Genomic DNA, 13,546 nt, shown 5'->3' with positions numbered 1-13,546 from the left:
GTGTGGCTCAGCCCGCGAGCGGGCCGATGCGGTACAGCAGCTCGGGCTCGTGCCCGTCCGGGAAGTGCTCCTCGTGGAACAGCACGTCGCGGTCGACGCCGGCGCCGTGGCGGCGCGCGTACGAGCGGAAGAGCTGGTCGGAGGCGGAGTTGTCCGGCGTGATGGTCGTTTCGACGCGGCGTATGCCGCGGTCCGCCAGCGCGCGCTCGGTCAGCCCGTCGAGGAGTGCGCCGGCCAGGCCGCGGCCGCGGAACGCGGCGTCCACGGCGATCTGCCACACGACGAGGGTCTCCGGCCGCGCGGGCCGGATATAGCCGGTGACGAAGCCGACCGGGGCGCCGTCCGAGTCCCGTGCCACGACACTGGTGTCGGCGAAGTCGCGACACCAGAGCAGGTAGCTGTACGACGAGTTGAGGTCCAGCGAGCCGGAGTCGCGTGCGATGCGCCAGATTGCGGCGCCGTCCTCGATTCGCGGGGTGTCCAGCCGGACACCCGCCTCGTCTGCAGCCGCGGTGCGGGGTTTATCGGGGGGGCCTGCTAGGTCTGCTTGTGCGGCAGTCATGCAGATTGAATTTACCTAGGGGAAATTGAAATCGCACGGCCGATAGGGGTTACAAAAGGGACGTAAATGTGTTATCCGCGGGCATGCGCGAGCGCGCGAACCGAAGGGGATATGCCCCGATATATCATCGAATTCCCGGGGGGAGTCGGCGCCCAGTCCTGAAATGTAACGTATTGATAACGACTCCGGCCGCTGTCCGGATTGAGAAGGTTGACTGGCCGAAAAATTACCTGGTTTATCCGACCGCGAAGCGGGCAGAAGAAGACGGGAAAATAACTTCGCGGAGGCGACGATAAACTGCCGTTAAACATACGTCAATGCCTCACCCCCCGTGTACGTTCCTTCGCGTGAAGGCGGCTGTGGTACGCCCGGGAGATCGCCGCAACCGGCCGCCCGCTAGGGTGCCCCGCATGAGCGAGAGCCCGGTGCTGCGCGTGAGGGGCCGGGTCTTGACCGGCCGCGAGGAAGTCCGCGACGAGCTGTGGGTGGTGGGCGGGCGCGTCACCTTCACGCCACCCGCCGCCGCGCTCGAGGTCGTCGACATCGAGGGCTGGGCGCTGCCCGGGCTCGTCGACGCCCACTGCCACGTCGGGCTCGACGCGCACGGCGCTGTGGACGACGCCACCAGCGAGAAGCAGGCGCGTACCGAGCGCGAGGCCGGCGCCCTGCTGCTGCGCGACGCGGGCTCCGCCGCCGACACCCGCTGGATCGACGACCGCGACGACCTGCCGCGGCTCGTCCGCGCCGGCCGCCACATCGCCCGTACCCGCCGCTACATCCGCAACTACGCCCACGAGATCGAACCGGACGACCTCGTCGCGTACGTCGCCCGCGAGGCGCGCAGGGGCGACGGCTGGGTCAAGCTCGTCGGCGACTGGATCGACCGCGAGGCCGGCGACCTCACCCCCTGCTGGCCGCGCGAGGCCCTGGCCCCCGCGATCGCCGAGGCGCACCGCCACGGCGCCCGCGTGACCGCCCACTGCTTCGCCGAGGACTCGCTGCGCGACCTGGTCGAGGCGGGCATCGACTGCATCGAGCACGCCACGGGCCTCACCGAGGAGACCGTGCCGCTCTTCGCCGAGCGCGGCGTCGCCATCGTGCCCACGCTCGTCAACATCGCGACGTTCCCGGAGCTGGCGGCAGGCGGCCAGGGCAAGTTCCCGCGCTGGGCGGACCACATGCGCCGGCTGCACGACCGCCGGTACGCCACCGTGCGCGCGGCCTACGACGCCGGCATCCCCGTCTACGCGGGCACCGACGCCGGCGGGTCGCTGGCGCACGGCCTGGTCGGGCAGGAGGTGGGCGAGCTGGTCGCCGCCGGGATCCCGGTGGCGGACGCCGTCTCGGCGGCGGCGTGGGGCGCGCGGGAGTGGCTCGGGCGGCCGGGTCTGGAGGAGGGCGCGCCCGCGGACCTCGTGGTGTACGAGGCCGATCCGCTGGCCGACGTAGGGGTGCTGACGGCGCCCCGGCGGATCGTCCTGCGGGGCCGGGTCGTCGGCTGAGAGCAGAGGAGCGGGGGACGGGGGGCGACTTCCGCGACCTGATTCCCTCGATGGGGTGAAAGAGCACAGAGTGTCCGTCGCATCACCCTGAGTGCGCAAGCATGGCGGGGCAGTTGACGATCCGACGCACGTTCACCCGTGGGGGGTTTGTTCCTTGTCCCGTTTGTCCTGCCTGTTTCGCATGCCCGCGACCGCCGTCACGGCGGCCGCGCTGGCCGCCGGCCCGGCCCTGCTCCTTGCCGCACCCGTGCACGCCGACGACGCCGCCCCGGCCAGTACCGGCTCGGCCGGCGCCTCCGTGCTCCGCGCCGACCTCGATGTCTCCCTGCTCGACAAGACCGTGCAGGTGCCGGTGCTTTCCACGCTCAACGAGGTCCGCGTGCCCGCCGCGGGCCGGGACTCCGGCGCCGCGGACAAGACCGCGCTCGACGTCCGGGTCGACGGCCTCGCGGTCTCCGAGGGCGACGCACACCCGGACGGCCCCCAGGCGGTGAACATCGCGCGCGCCGAAGTCGCCACCGCGGACGCCACCGTGGACGCGGACGGCGCCGAGGCGTCGTCGAACCTCGCCCGCGCCGAGGTGCACGTCCCCGGGCTGCCCGCGCTCTCGCTCATCAAGGTCGAGGAGGTGACGTCGAAGGCCGTCTGCGCGGTGGGGGAGAAGCCGAGGGCGGAGTCCAACACCCTCGGCTCCGTCACGGTCCTGGGCAAGCGCGTCACGGTCACCGTGGGCGGCGAGCCGACGGTGGTCGCGGTGCCGGGCGTGGGGGAGGTGTCGCTCGGCTTCTCGCAGACGGAGACCACGCGCTCGGCGGCGAGCGCCGCGGCGCTGCGGCTGCGGGTGTCGGTGAACCCGCTGAAGCTGAACGTTGCCGAGGTGGAGGGCGAGGTGACGCTGGTCGAGGCGGAGTGCGAGACGCCTGCCGGCGGCGGTACGGGCCCGGCGGAGGAGCCCGGCGACCGCCCCCAGGGCGACGCGGAGCCGGTCCAGGACGAGCGGCCCGCCGACGCCGCCGACCCCGCCCCCGAGCGGCAACTCGCCGAAACGGGCGGCAGCTCGGCGACCCCGTACCTGGTCGGCGGCGCCGCCCTGCTCGTCGGCCTCGGCCTGAGCGGCCTGGTGCTGGCCCGAATCCGGACGCGGGGCTGACACGCGCGAGAGCGGCGCGCGTGCGGCACCGCGTCTGAAGGCCGTACCGGTATCTGCGACGTCCTCCGCGTACCGGTACGGCCGTTACTTCGTCGGCGCCCCGGGCGGCAGGAACGGCAGGTCGCCCGGGGCGCCCGACTCGATCAGGCGCAGCAGGGCCTTGGTGTCCGCGTGCTCCTCGATCAGGTCGCCCAGCTTCTCCAACTGCTCCTCCCGCAGCGCCGCGAAGGACGTGTCCGGCGCCGGCACGAACGCCCGGCCCGCGTCCGCCGCCACCTGCCGCAGGAACGCCCGCCGGAAGCCGTCGTTCTCCAGGGCCCCGTGCCAGTGCGTCCCCCACACCTGGCCCACCCGGCACCCGGCGAGGAACGGCTCCCCGCCCCGTACGTCCGCCACCCCGTGATGGATCTCGTACCCCTCCACCGGCTCGCCCAGCGCCGAGCCCGCCGGCCGGCCCAGCGTCTTGCGCGCCGCGAACTCCACCCGTACCGGCAGCAGTCCCAGCCCGGCTACCGACTGCGCAGGCCGCGCCTCCACGCCTGCCGCGTCGCCGATCCGCTCCGCCAGCATCTGGAACCCGCCGCAGATGCCCAGCACCGGCCGCCCCTGCGCCGCCCGGCGCGCCACCGCCGCGTCCAGACCCCGCTCCCGCAGCCACCCGAGCGCCCGTATCGTGCCCCGCGTCCCCGGCAGCACCACCAGGTCCGCCTCCGCCAGCTCCTCCGGCCGGTCGGTGAACTGCACGGCGACGCCCGGCTCCGCGGCCAGCGCGTCCACGTCGGTGAAGTTCGACATCAGCGGCACCGGCACCACCGCGACCCGCAGCACCTCCCGCCCGTGCGGCGGCTCCGCGGGCAGCTCGCGCATCAGGCCGCGCAGCGACAGCCGCAGCCCGTCCTCCTCGTCTATGCCCAGCCCGTGCCGGTACGGCAGCACCCCCAGGGTCTGCCGCCCGGTCAGCCCGCGCAGCATCGACAACCCCGGCTCCAGCAGGGAGACATCACCGCGGAACTTGTTGACCAGATAGCCCGCGACCAGGCCCTGGTCAGCCGCGCTCAGCAGCGCGGTGGTGCCGAAGAACGACGCGAAGACCCCGCCCCTGTCGATGTCCCCGACGACCACGACGGGCAGCCGCGCCGCCCGCGCCAGGCCCATGTTGACGATGTCGCTGTGCCGCAGGTTGATCTCCGCCGGGCTGCCCGCGCCCTCGCAGATCACCACGTCGTACGCGCGCCGCAGCTCCTCCAGGCAGTCCGTGACCGTGTCGAACAGCGCCCGCTGCCGCTCCCCGTGGTAGCCCGCCGCGCTCAGCTCCGCCACCGGCCGGCCCAGCACCACGACCTGGCTGCTCGCCTCGCCGCCGGGCTTCAGCAGCACCGGGTTCATCAGCGCGCTGGGCTCGGTGCGGGCGGCCGCCGCCTGCATGGCCTGCGCCCGCCCGATCTCGGCGCCCTCGCGGGTCACGTACGAGTTGAGCGACATGTTCTGCGCCTTGAACGGCGCGACGGAGACGCCGCGCCGGGCCAGCCACCGGCAGATGCCGGCGGTGACCACGCTCTTGCCCGCGTCCGACGTCGTGCCGGCGACCAGCAGGCCGCCGGCGCGCGCCGTCACTTGACGATCAGATAGATCCCGTACGCCACGGCTGCTGCACACAGCGTGAAGCATACGTACGCACCCGTCCTGGCCAGGGCGGAGGGTGCCGTCTCGGTCGCCGCGGCGCCCTCGGGGCCGTCCGGCTCCGTCTTCGGCGAGAGGCCGACGATGCCCACCGTGAAGAGGCCCACGAGCGCCACCGTCATGACGAGGCTGACGCCGAAGACCTCGCCGAGTGCTGCCCAGTCGATGTCCATGCTGCTTCCTTGGTCTCAGTGGGGATCGGCCGTCAGACCGTGGCCTGGGAGGCGGGGCCCGACGCGGTCCGCGGCGCGGGTATGCTCACCGGCTCCACGGCACCGTCCGCGCCGTCGCCGGCGGTGGCTGGCTGTCCGGTCACCGGGTCCACGTCGTTGACGTTGGAGTGGTCGACCCGGTCGCGGCGCGAGGCCGCCCAGATCGTCGCGCAGGCGGCGACGCCCAGGATGGCGACCGTCACCACGCCCCAGTCGCCCCGGTCCGCGAGGAACGCCGCGGCCCCCGCGATCAGCCCCGCGGCCGGCAGGGTCAGTCCCCACGCGGCGACCATCCGCCCGGCGGTGCTCCAGCGCACCACGCCGCCCTTCTTGCCCACGCCGGAGCCCATGATCGAGCCGGAGCAGACCTGGGTGGTGGACAGGGCGAAGCCGAGGTGCGAGGAGGCGAGGATCACCGTGGCCGAGCTGGTCTGGGCGGAGAAGCCCTGCGGCGGCTGGATGTCGGTGAGGCCCTTGCCCATGGTGCGGATGATGCGCCAGCCGCCGAGGTACGTGCCGAGCGCGATGGCCAGCGCGGCGGAGACGATGACCCAGGTGGGCGGGTCGGAGTTGGGGGCCAGCGAGCCGCCGGTGATCAGCGCCAGGGTGATGACGCCCATCGTCTTCTGGGCGTCGTTGGTGCCGTGGGCGAGGGAGACCAGCGCGCCGGAGGTGATCTGCCCGGCGCGGTAGCCCTTCGCGGTCTGGTCCGCGGAGCGGCGCCTGGCCAGCCGGTACGTCAGCCGGGTCGCGGCGGCGGCGGCGATGCCCGCGACCAGCGGCGCGGCGATGGCGGGGATGAGGACCTTCATGACGATGGCGTCCATGTGCACGCCGTTCCAGCCGACGGAGACGAGGGTCGCGCCGATCAGGCCGCCGAAGAGGGCGTGCGAGGAGCTGGAGGGCAGCCCGGCGAGCCAGGTCAGCAGGTTCCAGACGATCGCACCCACCAGCCCCGCGAAGATCACTTCGGGCTGGATGCCGGACCCTTCGTCGATGATGCCGCCGGAGATGGTCTTGGCGACTTCCACGGAGAGGAAGGCGCCGACGAGGTTGAGGACTGCGCTCATCGCCACCGCCGTCTTGGGCTTGAGCGCCCCAGTGGAGATGGTGGTGGCCATGGCGTTGGCGGTGTCGTGGAACCCGTTCGTGAAGTCGAACACCAGGGCGGTGACTACGACGACTCCGATGATGAGAGTGAGGTGTTCCATGTACCCAAGCAATCCGCTCGAAGGTCGGGGGCCGTGAGGAACGTAAGTACTCCGAGTGAACACAAGGTGAACTGGGCCGGACGTGACGGTGACGGGGGCGAATGGGTGTCGCAATGTCTCCGGCCAAACGCTTCATGCGCAGGTCATAGGGAGGATACAGATGCGTCACGCGTGGCGTGAGCTGCTGGCGACGGCCCGCCGGATGTACTCCGAAGGGCTGGTCGTCGGGACCTCGGGCAACGTCTCCGCACGGGTGGGCGACCATGTGCTCATCACCCCGACCGGCGTTCCCTACGAGGAGTTGGGCGACGACGACCTCGTCGCCGTCGACCTGCGGGGGCGGCAGACGCACGGCTCGCTCAAGCCGACCAGCGAGCTGCCCATGCACCTCGCCGTCTACGGGAACACCGGCGCGAGCGCAGTCGTGCACACCCACGCCGTGCACGCGACCGCCGTCTCCACGCTCGTGCCGGAACTGCCCACCGTCCACTACGCCACCGCGGCCCTCGGCGGCCCGGTGCGCGTCGCGCCGTACGCGCTCTACGGAACGCCCGAGCTGGCCGCGGGCATGCTGACGGCGCTCGACGGGCGGTCCGCCTGCCTGCTCCAGAACCACGGCACCGTCGCCTACGGCGCCGGCCTTGCGCAGGCGTACGACAGGACCGCGCAGCTCGAATGGATGTGCCGGGTGTGGCTGGCCGCGCGCTCGGTACCGGGGCTGAGCCCGTCGCTGCTGTCGGCGGACCAGCTCGGGGAGGTGGCGGAGAAGCTGAAGGGCTACGGCCAGGGGTGAGCCGGCGCCCGTGACCCGGGCGGGTGCGCGCACTGGCAGGGTCCTGGCCGTACGCGGACAATGGCGGGGATGCGTATCAAACCGGCCGCCGCGGCCCTGACCAGCCTCCTCGCCGCCGGAGTCGGCGCCGGGGCCGCCGCCGTGGCCGCCGGGCGGTACGGCTCCCGCGCCGCCCTGCGGCCCGCCCCCACCGGCCCCGTCGGCTTCGAAGGACCCCGGCTGCGGGTGATCGCCGCGGCCGGCGGGCAGGTCACCCTCGCGCCCGGCTCGCCGCCCGCCCTGCGCCCCGAGACGTACGGGCTGACGGGCCGGGACGTGCACGCCGTCGTCGGCCCGCTGGTGCGCGCCGAGTCGTGGCCGGGCGGCCGGCTCGTGCGCCGACTGGAGCGCGTGACGTACGGCAGCCTGGAGGCGGGCACGCGGGTGCGGCTGACGCCGAAGGTGTACGTGGGCACGCCGCGCTCGGCGCTGGGCCTCGCGTACCAGGAGGTCACCGTCACGGGCCCGCTGGGCCCGCTGCCCGCGTGGTACGTGCCGGGCACCCGCGGCACCTGGGTCATCGCCGCCCACGGCCTCGGCGACACCCGCGAACAGGCCCTGACCGCCCTGCCGTTGCTGCACGAGCTGGGCCTGCCGGTCCTCGCCCCCGCCTTCCGCGGCGACCCCGGCGCCCCGCCCGTCCCCGGCGGCCGCGGCGCGCTCGGCCGCGCCGAGTGGCCCGACCTCGACGCGGCGCTCCACTGGGCGGTGCGCCACGGCGCGCGGCGCGCGGTGCTCTACGGCTGGTCGACCGGCGCCACCATGGCGCTGCGCACGGCCGCGGAGTCCGCGGCGGCCTACGGCATCGCGGGGCTGGTGCTGGACTCGCCGGTGCTCGACTGGCGCCCCGCGGTACGGGCCCTCTCCGGCCGTTCCGGCGCCCCCGGGCGGCTCCCGCTGCCCGGTCGGCTGCGCGGTCTCGCGGTGCTGGCGGCCGGGGAGTACGCGGAGCTGGACACCGCGCTCGCCGTGCCGGAGGCGCCGACGCTGGTGCTCCAGGGCCAGGCCGACGACATCGCGCCGCTCGCCGCGGCGCGGGCGTTCGCGGCCCGCGGCGGCGACAAGATGCTGCTCCGCGAGGTCCCCGACGGCCGGCACGCGGCGCTGTGGAACGCCACCCCGGCCGCGTACGAGGAGACCGTGCGCCGCTTCCTGACCCCCCTGCTCTAGGTCGTCGTTCGGCTCTTCGCCGGGCCCGCGCCGCGCCCTGATCCGACAAGATCCAACGACGGGCCCCAGCCCTCCTGCGAGCCCGCCGCGGCCCGCCCCGACGGCCCCTCGCCAACCCCGGATTGGGCTTTCGCCGCCCCACCCGCGAGACTTGGTGCGTGATGGCGCACAGTTCGCACCACCCGCCGCTCCGCCTCGTCCCCAGGCAGCCCCGTCGCGAGATGGCCGCCGCAGCCCGCCGGGCCGTCGTCGACCGGGCCCTGCGCCCAGCGCCGCGGCCACCGGAGGGCATCGCCGCGCCCCGGGTGCTCGCCGGCCACGCCCGCACCCTGCTCGCCGAGGCGGTGCGGGTCGCCAGGTGGGCGGAGGGGCGGCCACAGCCGTGGACGGAGGCACCGCAGGCCGAGTGGGACCGGGCCAGGCTCGCGGGCCTGGTCGAGGTGCAGGGCGCGTACGCCCGCCCCGCCTGGCGGCTGCGGGCCTGGGACCGCGACGAGCGCGCGGTGCTCCGCGGCTGGGTCGCGCTCTTCGACGCCTGGTCGCTGGCGCACCCCGCGCCCGAGCCGCTGGCCGTCGACTCCGTCGCCCTCGGCGACGCCATCGAGGCCATGCCGCAGATGCTCGCCCTGCTCCACCTCACCGGCGGCCCCGTCCGCGTACCCGCCCTGCTCGACCTCCTCGGTCAGCGCGTCGCCGAACTGCGCACCGAGCGCTGCGAGGTCGCGTACGGCAGCGAGGGCGCCCCCGTACCGGGCCGGGCCGCCGAGCCGGCGGCGGAGGTGCCGGACGCAGAGCTGCCGGCGCTGCTGTCCGGGCTGCTGGACTGGGCGCTGGAGGCGTTCGCCTCCGTGGGGGCGCTGACCCGCGAGGGCCCCGAGGTGTCGCTGACGCCGCTGGGCCATTGGGCCGTGTGGATGAAGATCGAACAGATCTGCATCGCCGCCCAGGGCCCCGAGGGGCACATCGAGAAGCCCGCCGAGGCGATGCTGCGCAGTTGCGCGGGGCTGACGCCGGGCCCGGCCCGCGCCGAGTACCGCGCGTGGCTGGCGGCGCGGCCGTCGGGCAGCGCGGTCGCGGAGCTGCTGGAGGTGGCGCGGGGCGACGACGCGCTGCTGCGCGGGCTGGCGTTCGAGGCGCTGCGCGCGGTCGGCGCGGCGGCGGAGAGCGCGGTGCGCGAGGCGTGCGACGAGCCGATGCTGCGGCCTTACGCGCTGCTGTGGCTGGCCGAGCAGGAGGGCGGCGACGCGGACGAGGCGCTGGGCGCGCTGACCCGCGAGGAGGCGACCTGGCTGTGGGTCGACACCGCCGCCGCGGTCGCCGACCACGGCGAGGGCAGCCTGCTGGTACGGCACCTGGAGTCCGCGGTGCAGGGCAGCGTGCCCGCGCTGCTGGCGGAGGTGGGGGGCGCGGGCCATCCCCGTACGGTCCAGGTGCTGGTGGCGCTGGCCGCCGCGCACCCCGACCCGGCGGTGGCCAAGGCCGTGCGCCGGGCGGCCTTCCGGGTGCACACCGGCGGGGCGTGAGCGGGGCGGGCGCGGGTCAGCGGGGGGTGGGCGCGTACGTGCCGAAGCTCCAGATGTTGCCCTCGTGGTCGCGCGCCATGTAGTCCCGCGCCCCGTAGTCCTGGTCGGTCGGCGGCATCAGGATCTCCACGCCGTGCTCCACGGCCTGCCGGTGGTGCGCGTCGGGGTCGTCCACCACGACGTACACCCCGCTGGGGCCGCCGGCGCCCACCGCCCTGTCGAACTCGCTGCCGGTGCCCTTCGAGCCCAGCATCACCATCCCGTTCCCCTGAGCCAGCTCCGCGTGCACCACCCTGCCGTCCTCGCCCTCGTAGACCGCGACCTCCCGGAAGCCCAGCCCTTCGGTCAGCAGCCGGACGGCGGCCTTGGCGTCGTCGTACAGCAGGGTGGGGTAGACGGTCGGGGCGTCGTCGCTGCCGGGCATGCGGATCACGTCCTCTCGAAGCCTGTACGGGCAGTCTGGCACCGGCCACCGACAGCGGCAGCCGGGCCGCGCTCCCGGGGCCGCCCGCCGGATCCGGCGGGTTAACCGGGTTGCGGGCCCCGATACACTTGCCGCATGGCACCTCTCCACGTGCATTAGGCGGCGTAGCGCGCGTTCCGCCCCGTCCTTGCCGTCTTCCGCCCTGCCCTGGAGAAACTTCCGTGATCACCGCCACCGGCCTGGAGCTGCGCGCCGGCGCCCGCATCCTCATCGAATCCGCCACCTTCCGCATCGCCAAGGGCGACCGCATCGGCCTCGTCGGGCGCAACGGCGCCGGCAAGACCACCCTCACCAAGGTCCTGGCCGGCGAGGGCCAGCCCGCCGCCGGCACCGTCACCCGCGGCAGCACCGTCGGCTACCTGCCGCAGGACCCGCGCACCGGCGACCTCGACGTGCTCGCCCGCGACCGCATCCTGGCGGCCCGCGGGCTGGACACCGTCATCCGCAAGATGCGCGAGGACGAGGAGCGGATGTCCGGCGGCAAGGGCGCCACCCGCGAGAAGGCCATGCGGCGGTACGAGCGCATGGAGACCGAGTTCCTCACCAAGGGCGGGTACGCCGCCGAGGCCGAGGCCGCCACCATCTCCGCCAGCCTCGGGCTGCCCGACCGGGTGCTCGGCCAGCCCCTCCATACGCTCTCCGGCGGCCAGCGCCGCCGCGTGGAGCTGGCCAGGATCCTCTTCTCCGACTCCGAGATCCTGCTGCTCGACGAGCCGACGAACCACCTCGACGCCGACTCGGTCGTCTGGCTGCGGGACTATCTGAAGACGTACCACGGCGGCTTCGTCGTCATCTCCCACGACGAACAGCTCGTCGAGACCGTCGTCAACAAGGTCTTCTACCTCGATGCCAACCGCGCCCGCATCGACGCGTACAACATGGGCTGGAAGCTCTATCTCGCGCAGCGCGAGGCGGACGAGAAGCGCCGCCGCCGCGAGCGCGCCAACGCGGAGAAGAAGGCCGCCGCCCTCAACGCCCAGGCCGACAAGATGCGCGCCAAGGCGACCAAGGCCACCGCCGCGCAGAACATGGCCCGCCGCGCCGAGCGGCTGCTCTCCGGGCTCGACGAGCAGCGGCAGGCCGACAAGGTCGCGCGGCTGCGGTTCCCCGACCCGGCCCCGTGCGGCAAGACGCCGCTGACCGCCGAGGGCCTGTCCAAGTCGTACGGGTCGCTGGAGGTCTTCACCGACGTCGACCTCGCCGTGGACAAGGGCTCCCGCGTCGTCATCCTCGGTCTCAACGGCGCCGGGAAGACCACGCTGCTGCGGCTGCTGGCCGGCGTCGAGAAGCCCGACACCGGCGGGGTCACCCCCGGCCACGGCCTCAAGCTCGGCTACTACGCGCAGGAGCACGAGACCCTCGACCCGGACCGTTCGGTGCTGGAGAACATGGCCTCGGCCGCGCCCGACATGGACGCCGTCGAGATGCGCAAGGTGCTCGGCTCGTTCCTCTTCTCCGGCGACGACGTCGACAAGCCCGCGCGCGTGCTCTCGGGCGGCGAGAAGACGCGGCTCGCGCTGGCGACGCTCGTCGTCTCCTCCGCGAACGTGCTGCTGCTCGACGAGCCGACCAACAACCTCGACCCGGCCAGCCGCGAGGAGATCCTCGGCGCGCTGCGCACCTTCACCGGCGCCGTCGTCCTCGTCACCCACGACGAGGGGGCGGTGGACGCGCTGGAGCCGGAGCGCATCATCCTGCTGCCGGACGGCGTCGAGGACCTGTGGAACGCGGACTACGCAGACCTGGTAGCGCTTGCTTGATCACCCCCGTCTGGATCATTCGGCTCATGGGTGATCCATCATCTGAGTGAGTGGTGCTCGTACCGCGGCGTGGCGCCTGGTCACCGGGCGTGCGGTGCCGGCTACGCGCGCCGTCGCCGCCGCCCCGCCCCGGCACTGCCCCCTGACCTGCCTAATCACTCCGTGCCGCGGTCCCGGCCGGTCCGCGGGCGGGCTCGGAATGGCGGGTTCCGATGCTCCCCGAGAGGAACCGGGGAGAAAACCTCATGTCGCGGACCTTGCCGAACGGGTGGCCAGGAGGCCATAAAGGGGTGATCATGAGAGTCCAGAGCGCACTTCCGTACGAGGAGGCACGGGTGGCCGAGACTCTGAAGAAGGGCAGCCGGGTTACCGGCGCCGCGCGCGAAAAGCTCGCGGCTGACCTGAAGAAGAAGTACGACTCCGGTGCGAGTATCCGGGCGCTGGCCGAAGAAACCGGTCGCTCCTATGGATTCGTGCACCGGATGCTCAGCGAATCCGGCGTGACCCTGCGCGGTCGCGGCGGCGCGACACGAGGCAAGAAAGCGTCGTCCTGACGGGACCGCCGCGGCCGCCCTGAGGGGCGCCCCGGACCCCGCACAGGCACCCGGCCGGTCCGCCGGACCGGCCGGGTGGTTACTGTTCGGTATATGACAGAGCTGCTGCACAGAGACGGCGTACGGCTCGCCCTGGACGGCGAGGACGGCACGCTGGCCACGGTGACCCTCGACCACCCCGCCCGGCGCAACGCGCAGTCGCCCGCCATGTGGCGGGCGCTCGCCGCCGCCGGGCGTGAACTCCCCGGCAGCGTCCGCGTGGTGGTGCTGCGCGCCGAGGGCAAATCCTTCTCCGCCGGACTCGACCGGCAGGCATTCACTCCCGAAGGCTTTGCGGACGAGCCGTCATTCCTTGAGCTCGCCCGCTATTCCGACGGCGACCTCGACGCGGTCATCGCCGAATACCAGGAGGCGTTCACCTGGTGGCGGCGGAATGACATCGTTTCCCTCGCGGCGGTGCAGGGACACGCGATTGGCGCGGGTTTTCAGCTTGCCCTCGCCTGCGACCTCCGGGTGTGCGCGGACGACGCGCAGTTCGCGATGCGGGAGACGTCGCTCGGGTTGGTGCCCGATCTCACCGGAACCGGCCCGCTGGTGCAACTCGTCGGATATGCACGGGCGTTGGAGATGTGCGTCACGGGGCGCTTCGTGCACGCGGAGGAGGCCGAGCGGGTGGGCCTGGCGAACCTCGTGGTCACGGCGGCGGAGTTGGACGCCGCCACCGCGGACCTGGCGGCGGCGCTGCTGGCGGCGCCGCGCGACGCGGTGATCGAGACGAAGGCGCTGCTGCGGGGGGCCGCGGGCCGGACGTACGAGGAGCAGCGCGCGGCGGAACGCGCGGCGCAGGCCCGCAGGCTGCGGGACCTGGCGGGCGTGGGGGAGTAGGGGCCGGCTGCGGGCGGGGCT

13 protein-coding genes are annotated in these 13,546 nt (G+C 73.6%); 8 read left to right on the top strand and 5 right to left on the bottom strand.

Annotated elements, in window-relative coordinates:
- Positions 1 to 7: 7 nt before the first annotated feature.
- A complete protein-coding gene (gene ectA / locus OG946_RS06555; protein WP_326795197.1) occupies positions 8 to 562 on the bottom strand; it encodes a diaminobutyrate acetyltransferase in 555 nt (184 codons plus the stop codon).
- Positions 563 to 972: 410 nt separating this feature from the next.
- Here ectA and OG946_RS06550 point away from each other — a divergent pair, with 410 nt between their 5' ends.
- A complete protein-coding gene (locus OG946_RS06550) occupies positions 973 to 2,064 on the top strand; it encodes an amidohydrolase family protein (protein ID WP_326795196.1) in 1,092 nt (363 codons plus the stop codon).
- Positions 2,065 to 2,245: 181 nt separating this feature from the next.
- Complete coding sequence (locus OG946_RS06545; RefSeq protein ID WP_326795195.1) at positions 2,246 to 3,214, top strand: SCO1860 family LAETG-anchored protein; 969 nt, start codon at positions 2,246 to 2,248, stop codon at positions 3,212 to 3,214.
- Between the two features lie 84 nt (positions 3,215 to 3,298).
- On the opposite strand, the gene OG946_RS06540 is transcribed toward OG946_RS06545, so the two are convergent.
- Genes OG946_RS06540 through OG946_RS06530 form a run of 3 tightly spaced genes read right to left on the bottom strand, consistent with a single transcriptional unit; the run spans position 3,299 to position 6,317 of the window.
- The gene (locus OG946_RS06540) at positions 3,299 to 4,828 is read right to left on the bottom strand and encodes a cobyric acid synthase (RefSeq protein ID WP_326795194.1); all 1,530 of its coding nucleotides are present in this window, start codon (positions 4,826 to 4,828) and stop codon (positions 3,299 to 3,301) included.
- Positions 4,825 to 5,067, bottom strand: coding sequence for a hypothetical protein (locus OG946_RS06535; RefSeq protein ID WP_326795193.1), 243 nt, complete (start codon positions 5,065 to 5,067; stop codon positions 4,825 to 4,827). Before OG946_RS06535 ends, OG946_RS06540 begins: the two co-directional genes overlap by 4 nt.
- A 32-nt stretch (positions 5,068 to 5,099) precedes the next feature.
- Positions 5,100 to 6,317: an inorganic phosphate transporter gene (locus OG946_RS06530; protein WP_326795192.1), complete on the bottom strand. Its 1,218-nt coding sequence runs from the start codon at positions 6,315 to 6,317 to the stop codon at positions 5,100 to 5,102.
- A gap of 160 nt (positions 6,318 to 6,477) precedes the next feature.
- Here OG946_RS06530 and OG946_RS06525 point away from each other — a divergent pair, with 160 nt between their 5' ends.
- The 3 genes from OG946_RS06525 (at position 6,478) to OG946_RS06515 (ending at position 9,842) form a co-directional block, all read left to right on the top strand.
- The gene (locus OG946_RS06525) at positions 6,478 to 7,110 is read left to right on the top strand and encodes a class II aldolase/adducin family protein (RefSeq protein WP_326795191.1); all 633 of its coding nucleotides are present in this window, start codon (positions 6,478 to 6,480) and stop codon (positions 7,108 to 7,110) included.
- Between the two features lie 69 nt (positions 7,111 to 7,179).
- Entirely contained in the window at positions 7,180 to 8,319 is a 1,140-nt protein-coding gene (locus OG946_RS06520; RefSeq protein WP_326795190.1) for an alpha/beta hydrolase family protein, read from the top strand.
- Positions 8,320 to 8,540: 221 nt separating this feature from the next.
- Complete coding sequence (locus OG946_RS06515) at positions 8,541 to 9,842, top strand: hypothetical protein (protein WP_326795189.1); 1,302 nt, start codon at positions 8,541 to 8,543, stop codon at positions 9,840 to 9,842.
- A gap of 16 nt (positions 9,843 to 9,858) precedes the next feature.
- Here the strand turns inward: OG946_RS06515 and OG946_RS06510 are convergent, their stop codons facing one another.
- Positions 9,859 to 10,266 (bottom strand): VOC family protein, encoded by a 408-nt coding sequence (locus OG946_RS06510; protein ID WP_326795188.1) that lies wholly within the window; start codon positions 10,264 to 10,266, stop codon positions 9,859 to 9,861.
- 221 nt (positions 10,267 to 10,487) lie between these two features.
- Here OG946_RS06510 and OG946_RS06505 point away from each other — a divergent pair, with 221 nt between their 5' ends.
- From OG946_RS06505 to OG946_RS06495, 3 genes are all read left to right on the top strand, one after another.
- Positions 10,488 to 12,086 carry an ABC-F family ATP-binding cassette domain-containing protein gene (locus OG946_RS06505; protein WP_326795187.1) on the top strand — a complete coding sequence of 533 codons (1,599 nt, stop codon included), beginning with the start codon at positions 10,488 to 10,490 and terminating at the stop codon, positions 12,084 to 12,086.
- Between the two features lie 335 nt (positions 12,087 to 12,421).
- Positions 12,422 to 12,640: a helix-turn-helix domain-containing protein gene (locus tag OG946_RS06500; RefSeq protein WP_026276177.1), complete on the top strand. Its 219-nt coding sequence runs from the start codon at positions 12,422 to 12,424 to the stop codon at positions 12,638 to 12,640.
- 93 nt (positions 12,641 to 12,733) lie between these two features.
- Positions 12,734 to 13,525, top strand: coding sequence for an enoyl-CoA hydratase/isomerase family protein (locus tag OG946_RS06495; protein ID WP_326795186.1), 792 nt, complete (start codon positions 12,734 to 12,736; stop codon positions 13,523 to 13,525).
- The last annotated feature ends 21 nt before the right edge of the window (positions 13,526 to 13,546 follow it).

The sequence above is a fragment of the Streptomyces sp. NBC_01808 genome (genome assembly GCF_035917395.1).
GTDB lineage: Bacteria > Actinomycetota > Actinomycetes > Streptomycetales > Streptomycetaceae > Streptomyces.
The sequence above is the reverse complement of the archived record's forward strand: the minus strand, read 5'-3'. Positions and strand labels throughout refer to the sequence as shown.